This is a genomic window from Corynebacterium sp. ES2794-CONJ1, from assembly GCF_025660615.1.
Taxonomy (GTDB): Bacteria; Actinomycetota; Actinomycetes; order Mycobacteriales; family Mycobacteriaceae; genus Corynebacterium.
Genome location: NZ_JAOTIM010000003.1, coordinates 207,146 through 221,892, shown reverse-complemented (window position 1 = coordinate 221,892; position 14,747 = coordinate 207,146). Strand labels below are relative to the sequence as shown.

Here is a 14,747-nt window from a genome sequence, read left to right as displayed (position 1 = left end):
CTCAGGCTAGTAAAGCGACAAGGAGCGTATTCATGCGGATGAAGTTTAAAGATTCCCCCTCCTACAAGCTCATTGCAACGCTCTGGCACACGCCCGTCGCCTTAGTGCTCACTCTAAGCTGTACGTTTCTTATTACGCTTTTCGACGCCGCTATTCCCCTCCTGACTGGCTCCGCGATCGACCAGGCAATCGCCTCCGATCGAAGCGGTATATCCGCTATCATCATCACCTTGGTCGTGGTGAGCCTGGGTCGCTACCTGTTTCAATTTGGGCGGCGGTTTTTTGCCGGTTATATCTCCAACCACCTTCAGCACCGCCTGCGGGTCGGTATATTAGAAAACCTGCTTCACCTCGACGGCCCCGCCCACGATCGCCTCCGTACCGGCCAGGTGATTTCCAGAACCATTTCTGATCTGAACACGGTACAGATCATGATTGCCATGCTGCCGCTGATGATCGGCCAAGCCTTTAAGGTCATCCTTTTCACCGGCATCCTCATGTGGATCTCCCCCGTACTCAGCGTGTTGGCTCTTATCACGATTCCAATTTTGGTCTGGCTAGGACAAAAATCTCGCAAAACTCTCTTCGCGGCCACGTGGGCGGCGCAGCAGAAGATCGCCGATATGAGCACTCATATCGAGGAGACGATCCAGGGAGTTCGGATAGTCAAAGCCTTTCACCAAGAAAATCGCGAAATTGATACCCTACAGCAGCAAGCCACCGAGGTATACGGTCACAAGCTTCGTGTCGCTCGGTTAAGCGCCCGCTTTAAACCCCTGCTGCAAAATATCCCGACCGTTACCCTCGTCCTCAGCATTGGTATCGGTGGTCTACTCAGTCTCAACGGTGCCATTACCATCGGGGAATTTCTTGCCGCGAGTGTCTACCTCTCCGCACTCTCCAGTGTGATCTCCATGCTCGCCGCCATGTCCGTTCAAGTCCACATGGGCCTATCGAGCGCCGATAGGATATTCGAAGTTTTAGAGCTTCGACCTGAATATACAGAGCCTGAAAAACCTCAAGAGCTTAACCCTCATGCTCAGGCTTTAGGCCTACGCATTAGCAATCTTCATTACTCAGATGTCCTCAACGGGCTCGACCTCGACCTAGCGCCTCGAAGCTATACCAGTTTGGTTGGTCCTGCCGGCTCTGGTAAATCCATGCTCATTCAGCTTTTGGCGGGTTTCTATCAACCAGATAGCGGCAAAATTTCCCTAATAGAGGAAGGGCCTAACCCTGCTACTCGTAACTATACTGACCTTTCTCTATCTAGCATTCGCTCCTCTATTGCTTGTGTATTCGATGAACCTTTCCTCTCCCACGCCACGATCAGGGAGAATATTGATGCTGGCCGACATCTCAGCGATGAGGAGATTCTATGTGCCTGCCGTATGGCCTGTATCGATGATTTCATTGAGCGCGCACCCAACGGTCTGGATAGTCTCATCGGCGAACGCGGGCTGACCCTTTCGGGAGGGCAACGGCAACGGGTCGCTCTCGCGCGGGCTCTAGTCGCTCACCCTAAGGTGCTACTCCTCGACGACACCACCTCTGCTATCGACAGTGCCACCGAGGCACGCATCTACGCCAATCTGCGCGAGCACTTTCCTCATACCACGGTCCTGGCTATTACTCACCGCCATTCCACCCTCGCCCATTCGGATTATGTGGGCTTGATTCACAAGGGCCATATGGTGGCTATTGACTCCCCCGAGCGTATTGCGGACAATCCTCAATTCTCGGAACTTATGGACGTGGAATTGGACACCAACGACCTTGATCTAAGCGCGACGCCTCAGCTAACTGCCCCTCCTGAAGGACTTATCGCCGAAGCGATACGATCACCTCAATTGAGCGAGACAGAGGAAACCACCGGTCTCGATTCTCTTAGCGACACAGAATTGGAGGAGCTTTTGTGGTCGAGTCGGTCTTATGATGAAAAAGAAAGCTCTAACCGAACTACCACTAGCGGGGCTTTAAAAGCCGCGGCCTCTCTTGCCGGCGCTAAGGGGATGAGTCACGGCGCTGCTTTTGCGGCCATGGCTGGAGCCACTCCTGCGACTAAAGATCTCCTCGCACGGGTCGATCGGCTTCCTTCAATCAAGGATCTGCCTCCCCGAGGCGGAGCAGATTCTTTCCGGCAGAAGATGCGCGTCGTTAATGCTCGCACTCTCTTCTTCTCAGTCCGCTACTACCTTATGGTACTCATCGCCCTGTATATCCTCGGGGTTATTGCGAGTCTCGCTATCCCTACCCTGATCGGGCGAGCTATCGACGAGGGCATTAAGCAAAATAATGTCTCCACCTTATTAACCCTCACCGGGATCGGTCTCCTGGCGGTGGTGATGAGCTGGCTAGCCACGATAGCATCCGAATTTCTCAGCGCTCGTACCGGCGAAAGCTTATTGTACGAATTGAGAATCCGCAGTTACAGCCACCTCCAGAGGCTTTCGCTTGGGTTCTACGAGAAGGTCATGTCGGGAGCCATCATTACTCGAATGACTACTGATATCGATGCCCTCAATGGATTCCTGCAGAATGGCTTCACCGTCTTCGTCGTCTCTTTGAGCACAATCGCCGGTATTGTTATTTTGCTCGTGGCCACATCGGTCAAACTCTCGCTGATTGCCGCTATTGGTATTCCACTTATTGCGGTAGCGACTGTGGTTTTTCGTTCCATCTCGTCCAAGCTGTACACCCAAGCACGGGAGGAAGTGTCGACGGTAAATGCGCATTTCCATGAGTCGATGTCAGGGTTGCGCACCGCCCAGCTTTTTAATCAAGAAGCTGAAGTTTTAAAGGATTTCGAACGCCAGGCCGCTCACTATCGGCGTACTCGCATCAAAGCCCAGACTGCGGTAGCCGTTTATTTTCCAGGTATTAACGCCACCACTGAGATCCTCAGTGCGAGCGTCCTTGGCGTGGGGGCTCTCATGGTTGCCGATCAAACGCTCTCAGCTGGTGTCCTCGTTGCTTTTCTGCTGTACTTGGAGCGCCTTTTCGGCCCCGTTCAGCATCTCTCGCAAGTATTTGATGCTTATCAACAAGCGGCGGTGGGTTTCCGTCGTATTTCTGATCTCTTGTCCACCGAAAACTCCGATGCGGCCGAGCAGCAAGAAGAGACGACTGATGCTCACCGTACCCTCCAGGTACAGCGATCGTACTCGAGTACAGATATCCGCCGTCTGGCTCGCGAGGCAATCGATTTTGAGCAGGTGAATTTCCACTACCGCGATGTTGACGAGGCCGCACTTAGCGATATCAATCTCCATATCGAGCCTGGAACCACCGTTGCCATCGTGGGGCCGACGGGGTCGGGCAAATCAACTCTGATTAAATTGCTTCTTCGCTTCTATGATCCTATCTCCGGGAGGATCAAGGCGGGAGCCCAGCCGCTTAGTGATTTACCCGTGGGATTGTGGCGCGAGACGATCGGTTTTGTGCCGCAGGAAACCTATCTATTCCACGGGACCATTGCCTCCAATATCGCCTACGGCAAGCCACAGGCCAGTCGCGCGGACATCACTCAGGCAGTGAAAAATGTTGGCGCCTTGAAGATCTTTGCCGCTCTTCCTGATGGTCTTGCTACCCCGGTGCGCGAGCACGGTCAGGGCCTGAGCTCCGGGCAACGCCAATTAGTGGCTCTGGCACGAGCAGAACTAGTCCAGCCCTCGATCCTCGTCCTCGATGAAGCTACAGCCACCTTAGATCCAGCCACCGAGAAGGTCATCGTCGAAGCCTCGCACCATGTGGCGCATACCCGCACTGCTTTTGTGGTAGCTCACCGGCTTGCAACTGCGGAGAATGCCGATCGAATCCTTGTGGTGGATAAGGGGCGTATCGTAGAAGACGGGAGCCATAACGAACTCCGCTCATCTGGGGGTACCTATGCCACACTTTGGAAGGTTGCGCGTTCTCAGAGTGAGCCCCCACTAACCCCGAAAGTGAAACCGCGCACATTGTAAGAAAAAAATAGCTATCGTCTATTAAATACGTTCCAGTTACAGTGACGAACGTGGACAATACCCTTAAGAATTCCTTAACTAAAAGAACTTCCCACAGAAATGAGGCGAGTACCTGCCGTGAGCAGCGCTAGTACTTTTGGCCAGAATCAATGGCTGGTCGATGATATGTTCCAGCAGTTCCAACACGACCCAGAGTCAGTTGATAAGGAATGGCGTGAACTATTTACCAAACAGGGTGGCCCCCGCCCTCAGACCGCTTCAAGTTCGCAGCGTACCTCCGACCAATCGAAGGTGACCGCACCCGATACACCTGATTCAGTGGCGACGAAAGCTGATCAGCACCGCGAAGCGGAGGTAAGTAAAGAGGCTAAGGATAAGGCCACCGCAAAGAAGCGCTCTCAATCCCCACTAGCGCGCGCCGCTGAGATGCCTACAGCGGGAGAGAGAACCCTCAAGGGCATATTCAAAGCGATTGCAAAAAATATGGATGAATCTCTAACGATTCCCACTGCCACATCGGTACGCGATATGCCTGTGAAGTTGATGTTCGAGAATCGCGCGATCATCAACGAGCACCTGCAGCGCACCCACGGCGGCAAGGTTTCGTTTACCCATATCATCGGTTATGCCCTCGTGAAGGCGATTATGGCTCACCCTGATATGAATAACTCCTATGCTGAGATCAATGGGAAACCCACCGTTGTCACCCCGGAGCATATTAATCTCGGTCTAGCTATAGATCTGCCCCAAAAGGACGGTTCCCGCGCACTTGTGGTCGCAGCCATCAAGGAATGCGAAAAGCTTGATTTTTCCACCTTCGTGGAAAAATACGAAGATATTGTCAAGCGAAGCCGAACAAATAAGTTAGGGATGGATGATTTTTCGGGAGTCACCGTTTCCCTCACAAACCCAGGCGGTATTGGCACTCGACACTCCGTCCCTCGCCTCACGCAAGGTCAAGGCTCCATTATCGGTGTCGGCTCGATGGACTATCCAGCAGAATTCGCAGGCGCATCCGTAGATAGGCTTGCGGAATTGGGTGTTGGCAAATTAGTGACCATCACCTCTACCTATGATCACCGCATTATTCAGGGCGCCGAGTCTGGTCACTTCCTCAAGACCATGAGCCAGCTCTTTATCGATGATTCGTTCTGGGATGAGGTTTTCTTCTCCCTCCACATCCCATATACCCCTATGCGCTGGGCCCAAGATCTACCCAATACTGGGGTGGATAAAAATACCCGCGTGATGCAGTTGATCGAAGCCTACCGTTCACGTGGACACCTTATCGCCGATACAAATCCCCTGCACTGGTCACAGCCTGGTATCCCCGTGCCAGATCATAGTGATCTTGTCATGGAATCCCACGGTCTAACTATTTGGGATCTTGATCGTACTTTCCACGTAGGCGGCTTCTCGGGTCAGGAATCCATGACTCTGCGCGAAGTGCTCTCGAAGTTGCGCAAGGCCTACACTCTAAAGGTCGGTGCGGAGTATACCCATATCTTGGACCGTGACGAGCGTACTTGGTTGCAAGAACGCTTGGAAAAGGGTATGCCTAAACCCACTAGTGCAGAGCAAAAATATATTATGCAGCAGCTCAATGCCGCCGAAGCATTTGAGAATTTCCTGCAAACTAAATATGTAGGCCAGAAACGCTTCTCTCTCGAGGGCGCCGAGGCGTTGATTCCGCTTATGGATTCCGCCATCGATACCGCTGCGGGCCAGAATCTCGACGAAGTGGTTATTGGCATGCCGCACCGCGGCCGGTTGAATGTGCTCTTTAATATTGTAGGCAAGCCATTAGAAACTATCTTCTCCGAATTTGAAGGAGATATCGAGGCCAAAGCAGCTGGAGGTTCCGGCGATGTGAAGTATCACCTGGGAGCCGAGGGCACACACTTACAAATGTTCGGCGATGGCGAGATCAAGGTAACCTTGACTGCCAATCCTTCCCACCTTGAAGCCGTTAACCCCGTGATGGAGGGTATTGCGCGCGCTAAGCAAGATTTGCTCGATAAGGGGGATCAAGGGTACACGGTTATGCCGCTGCTTCTCCACGGCGATGCTGCTTTTGCAGGCTTGGGCATTGTGCCAGAAACCATCAACTTAGCGCAGCTTCGCGGCTACACCGTCGGTGGCACCGTGCATATTGTGGTCAATAACCAGATCGGCTTCACCACTACCCCAGATTCCGGCCGCTCCTGCCTCTATTCAACCGATATGGCTAAAGCCTTTGGTTGCCCAGTCTTTCACGTTAACGGCGACGATCCAGAGGCTGTGGTGTGGGTCGGTACCCTCGCGACGGAATACCGGCGTCGATTCGGAAAAGATGTCTTCATTGACCTCATAGCCTATCGCCGCCGAGGCCATAATGAAGCTGATGATCCATCAATGACTCAGCCAAAGATGTACGAGCTCATCGACGGCCGCAAGACCGTGCGCGATCAATATATCGAGGATCTGCTCGGCCGCGGTGAACTATCAAAAGAAGATGCCGAGAAAGTCTCCCGCGACTTCCACGACCAAATGGAATCGGTCTTCAATGAGGTCAAAGTGGCCGAGAAGAAGGTCTTTACTCAGCAGGAGGGCATTACCAAGGCCCAGGAACTCCCTCGCGGGTTAACTACTAATATCTCCAAGGCAGAATTTGCCGAGATAGCAGAAGCCTACGGGCGCCTCCCTGAAGGCTTCACCCTGCACCCTCGAGTGGCGCCGGTAGCCCACAAGCGCGTGGAATCTATCTCAACCGGTGGCATCGACTGGGGTTGGGGCGAACTCATTGCCTTCTCCTCCTTGGCTAACTCCGGCAAATTAGTCCGTCTAGCAGGTGAAGATACTAGGCGCGGCACTTTCACCCAGCGACACGCGGTGGTTTACGATCCCCGGACCGCCGCGGAATTTAATCCTCTGCATGAATTGGCAGAATCCAAAGGCAACGGCGGTAAATTCCTCGTCTATAACTCTGCGCTCACCGAGTATGCTGGCATGGGTTTTGAATATGGCTACTCGGTTGGCAACCAAGAGGCCGTCGTGGCTTGGGAGGCGCAGTTCGGTGATTTTGCCAACGGCGCGCAGACCATCATCGACGAATATGTCTCATCTGGCGAAACAAAGTGGGGACAGACTTCCTCTGTGATCCTGCTGTTGCCCCACGGCTATGAAGGTCAGGGGCCAGACCATTCGTCTGGCCGGATTGAACGCTACCTGCAATTGTGCGCTGAGGGCTCCATGACCGTGGCCCAACCATCGACTCCCGCTAACTACTTCCATCTATTAAGGCGCCACGCCTTGGGTGGACTCAAACGCCCGCTCGTTGTATTCACTCCCAAGTCGATGCTGCGCATGAAGGCTGCAACCTCTGAGGTTTCTGAGTTCACCGAGATCACCACTTTTAAGTCAGTCATCAACGACCCACGTTTCTTTGATAAGTCCGGATCAACAGTCGGTGACACCTCGAGTGTGAAGACGATCTTGCTGGTATCCGGAAAGCTCTACTATGAGCTGGCGAAGCGAGCTGAGAAAGAGAGCCGCAATGACGTCGCTATTATACGTTTGGAGATGCTCCATCCCATCCCATTCAACCGTCTCAAAGAAGCTTTCGACGCTTATCCTAATGCGACTGAGATTCGCTTCTGCCAAGATGAACCCGCCAACCAGGGGCCATGGCCCTTCCTTAGTGCCCACTTACCTGACCTTATCCCAGGAATGTTGCCCTTGAAACGAGTATCGAGGCGCGCACAGGCATCGACCGCCACAGGCTTGTCAAAGGTGCACCAAGTAGAACAACAGGAACTCGTTGACTCAGCCTTCAGCGAATAGATCCGTCAGCAATTAAGGTGAGGGTGCCGTAATAAGCGGCACCCTCACCTTTTTGAATGGATTTTTATAAGTTGAAGTCGCCGCTATATCTATCTAGAAATTCCTCAGCCGCTTGGTGAGCAGAACCAACCTTCTGGGCGCGCTCGATGATGTCCTGCAAAGAATCGGTTGTGAGGACCCCAGAAACTGTATTGATTGCTCGCCTACTGCGACGATCTAAGTCCGAGGTTCGGTAGATCGGCATAATGTGCTCGGGCAGACCCGAGTCGGAGTCGACACATCCGAGCGCATTGGAGGGGTCTGTGGCAGTTGTATTATCAAGCAAGGTAGACATGGCTGCGGCGTAAACTATTTCCCGCTGCTCGTGAGGGTCAGTTATATCCCGCGCGAAACGCTGCCGTAAATCCTCTGCTAGACCTGAATTCCGCGCCTGGACTAGTGTTCCGGTACAACTAATCACGAGGTCTGCTGAGCCATAGCTGAGCCGATCCACGCCACTATAATAACCCGACTGATCCAAGCTTAGGATCGCCTGATGGCCGGCCCGTTCGAGGGCTTGTTCGTATAATTCTGCCAAGACCAGTGCCTCAGTGGTGTGGGGCTGGACGGCAACGATAATCACCCGATCGGGGCTCGCAGCCTTATTATTCGTAAAGTCAAAGGGATCGAGGTAACCATTACCGACCACATATCCTGCGCCTAGGGTGCTGAGCGCCGCGATCGCCGCAATCCCACGCTTAAGAGCTGCAGAGGGCACGATGGGGTCCTTTCCCTAGTTCGGGCGCTTATGAGTGAATTCGCTGATGAGATCACGTGCTTGGGGGGCTGTTGCCGGATCGCATAGGATATCGTATCTGCTGGCTACTATTTGGGTGGTAGACGCAAAGTCACGTTTGCCCCTTGAGGCCGCGTACTGGATGGCTGCCGCGCTGGTATAGAACACTGAACCTAGGAGGACGCCGAAGATTAGCGAGCTCGACCAATCGCCCGTGACCACTCCTAGAAGCGTTCCCATAAATAGGCCCACCCAGCCACCTGAGGCAAGACCGCTCAATAAAACTTTCGGCCATGTCAGGCGCCCCAGCACGTTTTCGCACTCCATTAAATCAACGCCGACGATTGAGACTGCACTGACATCGAACTCTTTATCCGAGAGCATATCGACGGCTGCCTGTGCCTGCGCATAGGTGCTAAAGGAGCCGACTGGCCACCCCTCGGGGATAGTTCTTTGCCGCCCATTCAGCTCAGGGTTGGGCCTCGAGAAAAAAGTCATACCTGTGTTCCTTGTCGATTCGTTCAGGTCTAGAGTGGCTTGCGCAACACTCAAATACTGTCCACTATATCGCAGTTGTTCAGCGCCAGGATACGTGTTAGGGAGTGCCCTGGAGAAACAGCTACACTTATCAATTATGAGTGAAGTTACCCGAGTTTATGCTGGGCGCCTAGCGGGCATGATTGTTCGCGGTCCCGAAACTGATGCAATCGGTCGCGTGCGTGATGTCATTGTTAATATCCGGCCCTACGGACATACCTCCCGAGTGCTTGGTCTCGTGGTTGAAATGACCAATAAGCGCCGCATTTTTCTTCCCATGCTCCGGGTGGCCTCCATCGATCCTCATGAGATTATGCTGGTCTCTGGTTCGGTCTCACTGCGATCGTATAAGCCTAGGGCCGGTGAACTCGCTATCGTCGGCGATGTGATCGGGGCGAAGGTCCACGTGGATGATCCTGAATTGGAGCAGCTGCACTCTAAGCCGGTCGAGATTGCCGATGTGGAATTAGAGCGTACCCGTACTCGCGACTGGGCCATCTCTGCGGTGGCCGTGCTCAAGGAACGTGCCACTTTTGCTCGCCGGCCGGAACTGTTTGTGGTGCCGTGGAAGCACGTCCATGGTATTAGCGCTGCGGGTGTTGGTATGTCTGATGCCTTTGCTGAGTTGTTGGCGGAGTTCGAGGATATGCGTCCGGCAGATATCGCCTCGGTGCTCTATGACTTGCCCGAGAACCAGCGCACCACGGTCGCTACCGAGCTGGACGATGAGCGCCTCGCCGATATTCTCCAAGAGATGAGTGAGGATCGCCAGGCCGAGCTATTAGAAACTCTTGACATCGAACGTGCAGCTGATGTGCTCGAGGAAATGGATCCTGATGATGCTGCCGATCTGCTTTCTGAGCTCGACGATGAAAAAGCCGATGTCTTGCTCGAACTCATGGATCCTGAGGAATCAGCCCCAGTGCGGCGCTTAATGAGCTTTAGCCCCGACACGGTAGGTGCGCTGATGACTCCAGAACCTTTGATCCTCAGCCCTCAAACGACCGTCGCTGAGGCGCTCGCCCAAGCCCGCAACCCTGATCTTCCTACCTCCCTATCCTCTATGGTCTTTGTGGTGCGACCGCCCACCGCCACCCCGACGGGGACTTATTTAGGTTCTGTGCATTTGCAGCGGCTGCTCCGTGAACCCCCGTCGATGCTCGTTTCTGGCATTTTGGATCCGGATCTACCGCCCCTTTATGCTGATGATTCCCAGGAAACTGCGGCGCGCTATTTTGCTACCTATAACTTGGTCTGCGGACCTGTGCTGGATAACGATAACCACCTACTGGGAGCGGTGGCAGTTGATGACCTTCTCGATCACTTATTGCCGGAAGATTGGCGTGATTCGGGTATCCGCCCCGATTCGACCATTGTGAAAGGAGACCTAGCGCATGGCTGAGTTAGATACCCCACGGCTGCCCGGGAAAAAGAGGCTTTTCAGACTCGATGACGATTCCATTGGCGCCTACGCTGAGCAGGTCGCCCGCTTTTTTGGTACCGGCAGTTACCTGATGTGGCAGACGGTTTTCGTCGCTATCTGGATCGTGCTGAACCTCGGTGCCTTCTGGTGGCAGTGGGATCCCTATCCCTTCATCTTGCTGAACCTGGCATTTTCCACGCAGGCAGCCTACGCGGCGCCGCTGATCTTGCTGGCACAGAACCGACAAGAAGATCGTGATCGTGTTTCTCTCAATGAAGATCGCCGCCGTGCTTTTGAAACCAAATCGAATACCGAATATATTACCCGCGAGCTCGCTGGCTTGCGTCTAGCGCTGGGTGATATGGTCACTCGTGATTATCTGCGGCACGAATTGGAAGATCTTCACACCATGATCGAACGCATTGAAGCTAAGCTGGACGATGAAGCCGCTGAACGGACTGCATACCGCCATCAGCAGGGACTCGATGACGCACACCACGATCTTAGTGACCCGATTCAGGGGCGCACGAGTGAGCGTCGTTAAGCAAAATACGAGGGGAAGTACTTAGAAAAATAATGACCACTATTACTGAGCATGACGTGCGGCAGGCGCTCTCGCGCGTAGAAGATCCAGAAATTGGTAAGCCGTTAACAGAACTCGGCATGGTGAAATCTATCGCCCTCAGTGGCGTAGACGTTGAGGTAGAAATATACCTCACGATTGCTGGGTGTCCGATGAAAAACCTGTTGGTGGAAAACTCACGCGCTGCCATCGCAGATCTTCCGGGCGTTGGTGAGATCACCGTGACTACCGATGTCATGGATGATGAACAGCGCAAGAGCCTGCGGCAGCAGTTACGCGGCGATACCCACGAGCCGGTGATTCCCTTTAGCCAACCTAACTCCACAACCAGAGTCTTTGCCGTCTCTTCTGGCAAGGGGGGCGTGGGCAAATCCTCGATGACCGTTAACCTTGCAGCCGCACTAGCTGCTCGCGGATTGCGGGTCGGGGTGCTTGATGCCGATATATACGGGCACTCAATACCGGGCATGCTCGGGTGCACCGATCGTCCTCATGCCGTAGACGAGATGATCATGCCGCCCATGGCTCATGGCATAAAACTCATTTCGATTGCACACTTTGTTGAAGGTAATGCCCCTGTGGTGTGGCGCGGCCCGATGTTGCACCGCGCCATTCAGCAGTTCCTTGGAGATGTATTCTGGGGTGACCTCGATATTTTGCTTCTCGACCTTCCCCCTGGAACTGGCGATATCGCCATTTCGGTAGCCCAACTCCTCCCCAATGCCGAGCTCCTCGTGGTGACGACCCCACAGAGCGCCGCGGCTGAGGTGGCCGAGCGCGCCGGGACTATCTCGTTGCAAACCCAGCAGAAGCTCGCGGGTGTCATCGAGAATATGAGTGCCATGATTTTGCCCGATGGATCGACGTTAGAAGTCTTTGGCTCAGGTGGAGGCGAAGAGGTCTCGCAGCGCATCTCGACGCTTACTGGAACGAAGGTTCCGCTTCTCGGATCGGTTCCGTTAGATCCTCAGCTTCGCGAGGGAGGCGATCACGGCACCCCCATTGTGCTTGCCCACCCCGAGTCCCCCACTGCGGTAGCGATCAAGGCTATTGCAGATCAGCTCGTTCTTCGACCTGAATCACTTGCCGGTAAGCCCTTAGGCCTTGGGGTGACTCGGCACGACTAGAAATCTCCTATCCCCTGCCTGATTGGATAGGGGCTATAGGACATCATCCCAGCTAAAGTCCCGGTTTCTCGGGCCGGATACCGCGTTATTGGGTATATCGGCCTGGGAGGCTTGACGGTCGGGACTAAGTTCGGTGCGTGCGGCACTAGTTGGCGAATCAAGCTCACCGAGCTGTTTCTTCAGGTCGAGAGAATCGATGGCCTCAGAATCTCCGTCAAAGAGCACTTTAGTTAATGCGGCTTTGGGACCCATTCGCTGCAAACCAGCGATCTGGTTAATGGGAGCACGGAAATCTTCGAATTCCTCCAGGTACTCCCCATTTAGTTCAGCTTTAGCATTATTGATGGCGCGGCGAGCAGCAAAAATAGCAGCACGGGCATCCTCAATGACGCCTGGGAGCTTTTCGGGGCCAATGAAAATCATAGCGAGGATGAGAATCCAGAAAATTTCTCCCCAACCAATTGAGCTAAACACTTAAATAACCTTACCCTGCATGTGCGCTATTTCCATCTCATCAGCCGAATCTTTGACATCTTCGATCGCAAGGGATGCTGATCCGACTCTACACAGTCAGCAATTTGATGCAGGCGTCTCATTAGCTCCGAGCTGGCTTCCAATGATTGGCAACAAGAATTGCGTAGGCGCTGCGATGCTAGCCGTTGTTTCTCTACTTCGAGACGACACTCGTGGCAGTGAACTAGATGTATATGGGCTCGGTGTGTGGCAGCGGGACACAACTCGTTATCTGCCAAGGCAGCTATGGCCTCAGGATTGAGATGGTCAATCGCTGATAACTTTCGGACTTGGGAGGAAATATCAAATGTTCTGGAACGCTGCGGCTTGTCTCGTTGCGCCATAGCCCACCAGCTTTCTCGATTCGAATCACAGGTTTATAACCTAGAGGTCATAAGTGGAACGAACCGCATATGCCGTTAGTTCCCCACCGTCCACTATAAGAGAAAGACTCGCCATATGGTTGTGGCGAGTCAGTGTTTAGAGTTTAGTGTTTAGCATTAGCTGCGAATGAGCAATTGCGCATCAGCGTCAACTTCAGCCTTCGCCTCCAGCATCGCTCGCAACTGACTCCTGCCCCGGTGGATACGCGAACGCACAGTGCCCATCTTGACGCCCAAAGTTGCGGCTATCTCCTCGTAGCTCATACCCACCACGTCGCAGAGCACTACTGCCACTCGAAAATCGGGGGCCAGTGCGTCGAGCGCTTCCTGCAAAGCTGGGTCAAGGTTGGCCACGTTATAGGCTTGTTCAGGGGTCATATCGGTTCCCGGAACTCGCTCGTAGTCCTCTGGTAGAGCTTCCATGCGGATTTTCGTGCGGCGCCGCACCATATCTAAAAAGAGGTTAGTAGTAATACGGTGCAACCAGCCCTCAAAGGTACCAGGTTGATATTTATCCAGGGAACGGAAGACTCGCATAAAGGTTTCTTGGGTGAGATCCTCAGCATCATGTTGATTGCCACTGAGTCGAAAGGCGAGCCGGTATACGCTGTCCGCATGCTCAGAAACGAGATCGCTCCAATCTGGCATGGAACCTACGCCTGCATCAAAGGCCGCGGTTCCGGAAAGGTCCGCAGCATAAGCGCCGGCATCAGTCGGGCGAGGCGTTGTGGTCATGTGGTCTATTGTTCCCGAACTGTCTTCAAAAAGCCAGATAGAACTCTGTGAATTAGCTGGGAGAGCGAGAATATCTCGGATGTGGAGAAAGGGGGTGACTGTATCAACACTCCATCGAAGCTCCGAGGGGAAGTTGAACTATAGAGTATCGGTGTTTTGCGAAGGATAAAACAGTCGAGAAACTCTATGCTTAGAGGTGTGACTGAAGAACTACGCTCCTATATCGAAGCCATTAGCCCTGCCGATACTACTCTCGAGCTAGCCTACGAGACGGCCGAGGAATTTGGGCTCAGTGCGCCCGATATCCACATCGGTCAATTATTGAGCACCCTAGCAGCCACGAGTAAAGCTCAAGGGGCCATCGCTATTACCCCCGCGAGCGCGGTCGTCGGTTACTTCTTGCTGCAGGGAATGAATTCTCAGGGCACTCTCACCTGCATCGACCCGGAGCCAGAATATCACCGGCGCTCCGCTGAGATCTTCCGTAATGCATCCTTCTCCCCCACTAGAGTGCGCTTTTTACCATCCCGCCCTCTCGATGTCATGGGGCGCCTAGCTAAAAAGTCTTATCAAATTATTTACGGAGAAGTATCCCCCATTGATGCGAGAGCTCTTATTAGTGCCTCGCTCCCCCTTTTAAGTGCAGGTGGGAGTGTAATCATCCCCGATATCCTGCTCGACGGTACCCCCAGCGACCAGACGCGACGCGACCGAGAAACTGTAGCTGCCCGCGACCTGCAGGACTACCTCAATTCGCTGGAGTCAGTTCAGGTCACCAGGCTTCCCCTAGGTGCCGGCCTAGTCATCGTGACTGTGCAGTAGTCAAAAAATCCCGCCCCCCAAATAATTTTTGAGTGGGGCGAGATTCCTCTTCTCATGTGATC

The 14,747-nt window shown here is 53.7% G+C and carries 10 protein-coding genes; 6 read left to right on the top strand and 4 right to left on the bottom strand.

Annotation, left to right across the window (positions count from 1 at the left end; genetic code table 11):
* Positions 1–32: 32 nt before the first annotated feature.
* Entirely contained in the window at positions 33–3,965 is a 3,933-nt protein-coding gene (locus N7326_RS05220) for an ABC transporter ATP-binding protein (RefSeq protein ID WP_263088271.1), read from the top strand.
* 99 nt (positions 3,966–4,064) lie between these two features.
* Entirely contained in the window at positions 4,065–7,787 is a 3,723-nt protein-coding gene (locus tag N7326_RS05215) for a multifunctional oxoglutarate decarboxylase/oxoglutarate dehydrogenase thiamine pyrophosphate-binding subunit/dihydrolipoyllysine-residue succinyltransferase subunit (RefSeq protein ID WP_396124926.1), read from the top strand.
* Between the two features lie 64 nt (positions 7,788–7,851).
* On the opposite strand, the gene N7326_RS05210 is transcribed toward N7326_RS05215, so the two are convergent.
* Positions 7,852–8,544 carry a hypothetical protein gene (locus N7326_RS05210; protein WP_259078056.1) on the bottom strand — a complete coding sequence of 231 codons (693 nt, stop codon included), beginning with the start codon at positions 8,542–8,544 and terminating at the stop codon, positions 7,852–7,854.
* A gap of 15 nt (positions 8,545–8,559) precedes the next feature.
* Complete coding sequence (locus tag N7326_RS05205) at positions 8,560–9,060, bottom strand: general stress protein (protein WP_259158315.1); 501 nt, start codon at positions 9,058–9,060, stop codon at positions 8,560–8,562.
* Positions 9,061–9,196: 136 nt separating this feature from the next.
* Between N7326_RS05205 and N7326_RS05200 the strand changes: the two genes are divergently transcribed.
* From N7326_RS05200 to N7326_RS05190, 3 genes are read left to right on the top strand one after another with little or no spacing between them, the layout of a single operon-like run.
* A complete protein-coding gene (locus N7326_RS05200; protein WP_259078066.1) occupies positions 9,197–10,501 on the top strand; it encodes a magnesium transporter MgtE N-terminal domain-containing protein in 1,305 nt (434 codons plus the stop codon).
* Positions 10,494–11,066, top strand: a complete 573-nt coding sequence (locus N7326_RS05195) for a DUF1003 domain-containing protein (RefSeq protein WP_259078068.1) — start codon at positions 10,494–10,496, stop codon at positions 11,064–11,066. Before N7326_RS05200 ends, N7326_RS05195 begins: the two co-directional genes overlap by 8 nt.
* A gap of 32 nt (positions 11,067–11,098) precedes the next feature.
* Complete coding sequence (locus N7326_RS05190; RefSeq protein WP_259078070.1) at positions 11,099–12,232, top strand: Mrp/NBP35 family ATP-binding protein; 1,134 nt, start codon at positions 11,099–11,101, stop codon at positions 12,230–12,232.
* A gap of 33 nt (positions 12,233–12,265) precedes the next feature.
* Here N7326_RS05190 and N7326_RS05185 read toward each other — a convergent pair whose 3' ends face one another.
* Positions 12,266–12,706, bottom strand: a complete 441-nt coding sequence (locus tag N7326_RS05185; protein WP_259078071.1) for a twin-arginine translocase subunit TatB — start codon at positions 12,704–12,706, stop codon at positions 12,266–12,268.
* Between the two features lie 539 nt (positions 12,707–13,245).
* Positions 13,246–13,863: an RNA polymerase sigma factor SigE gene (gene sigE / locus N7326_RS05180; RefSeq protein WP_259078073.1), complete on the bottom strand. Its 618-nt coding sequence runs from the start codon at positions 13,861–13,863 to the stop codon at positions 13,246–13,248.
* A 186-nt stretch (positions 13,864–14,049) separates the two neighbouring features.
* Between sigE and N7326_RS05175 the strand changes: the two genes are divergently transcribed.
* Positions 14,050–14,685, top strand: a complete 636-nt coding sequence (locus N7326_RS05175) for an O-methyltransferase (protein WP_263088270.1) — start codon at positions 14,050–14,052, stop codon at positions 14,683–14,685.
* Positions 14,686–14,747: the final 62 nt, after the last annotated feature.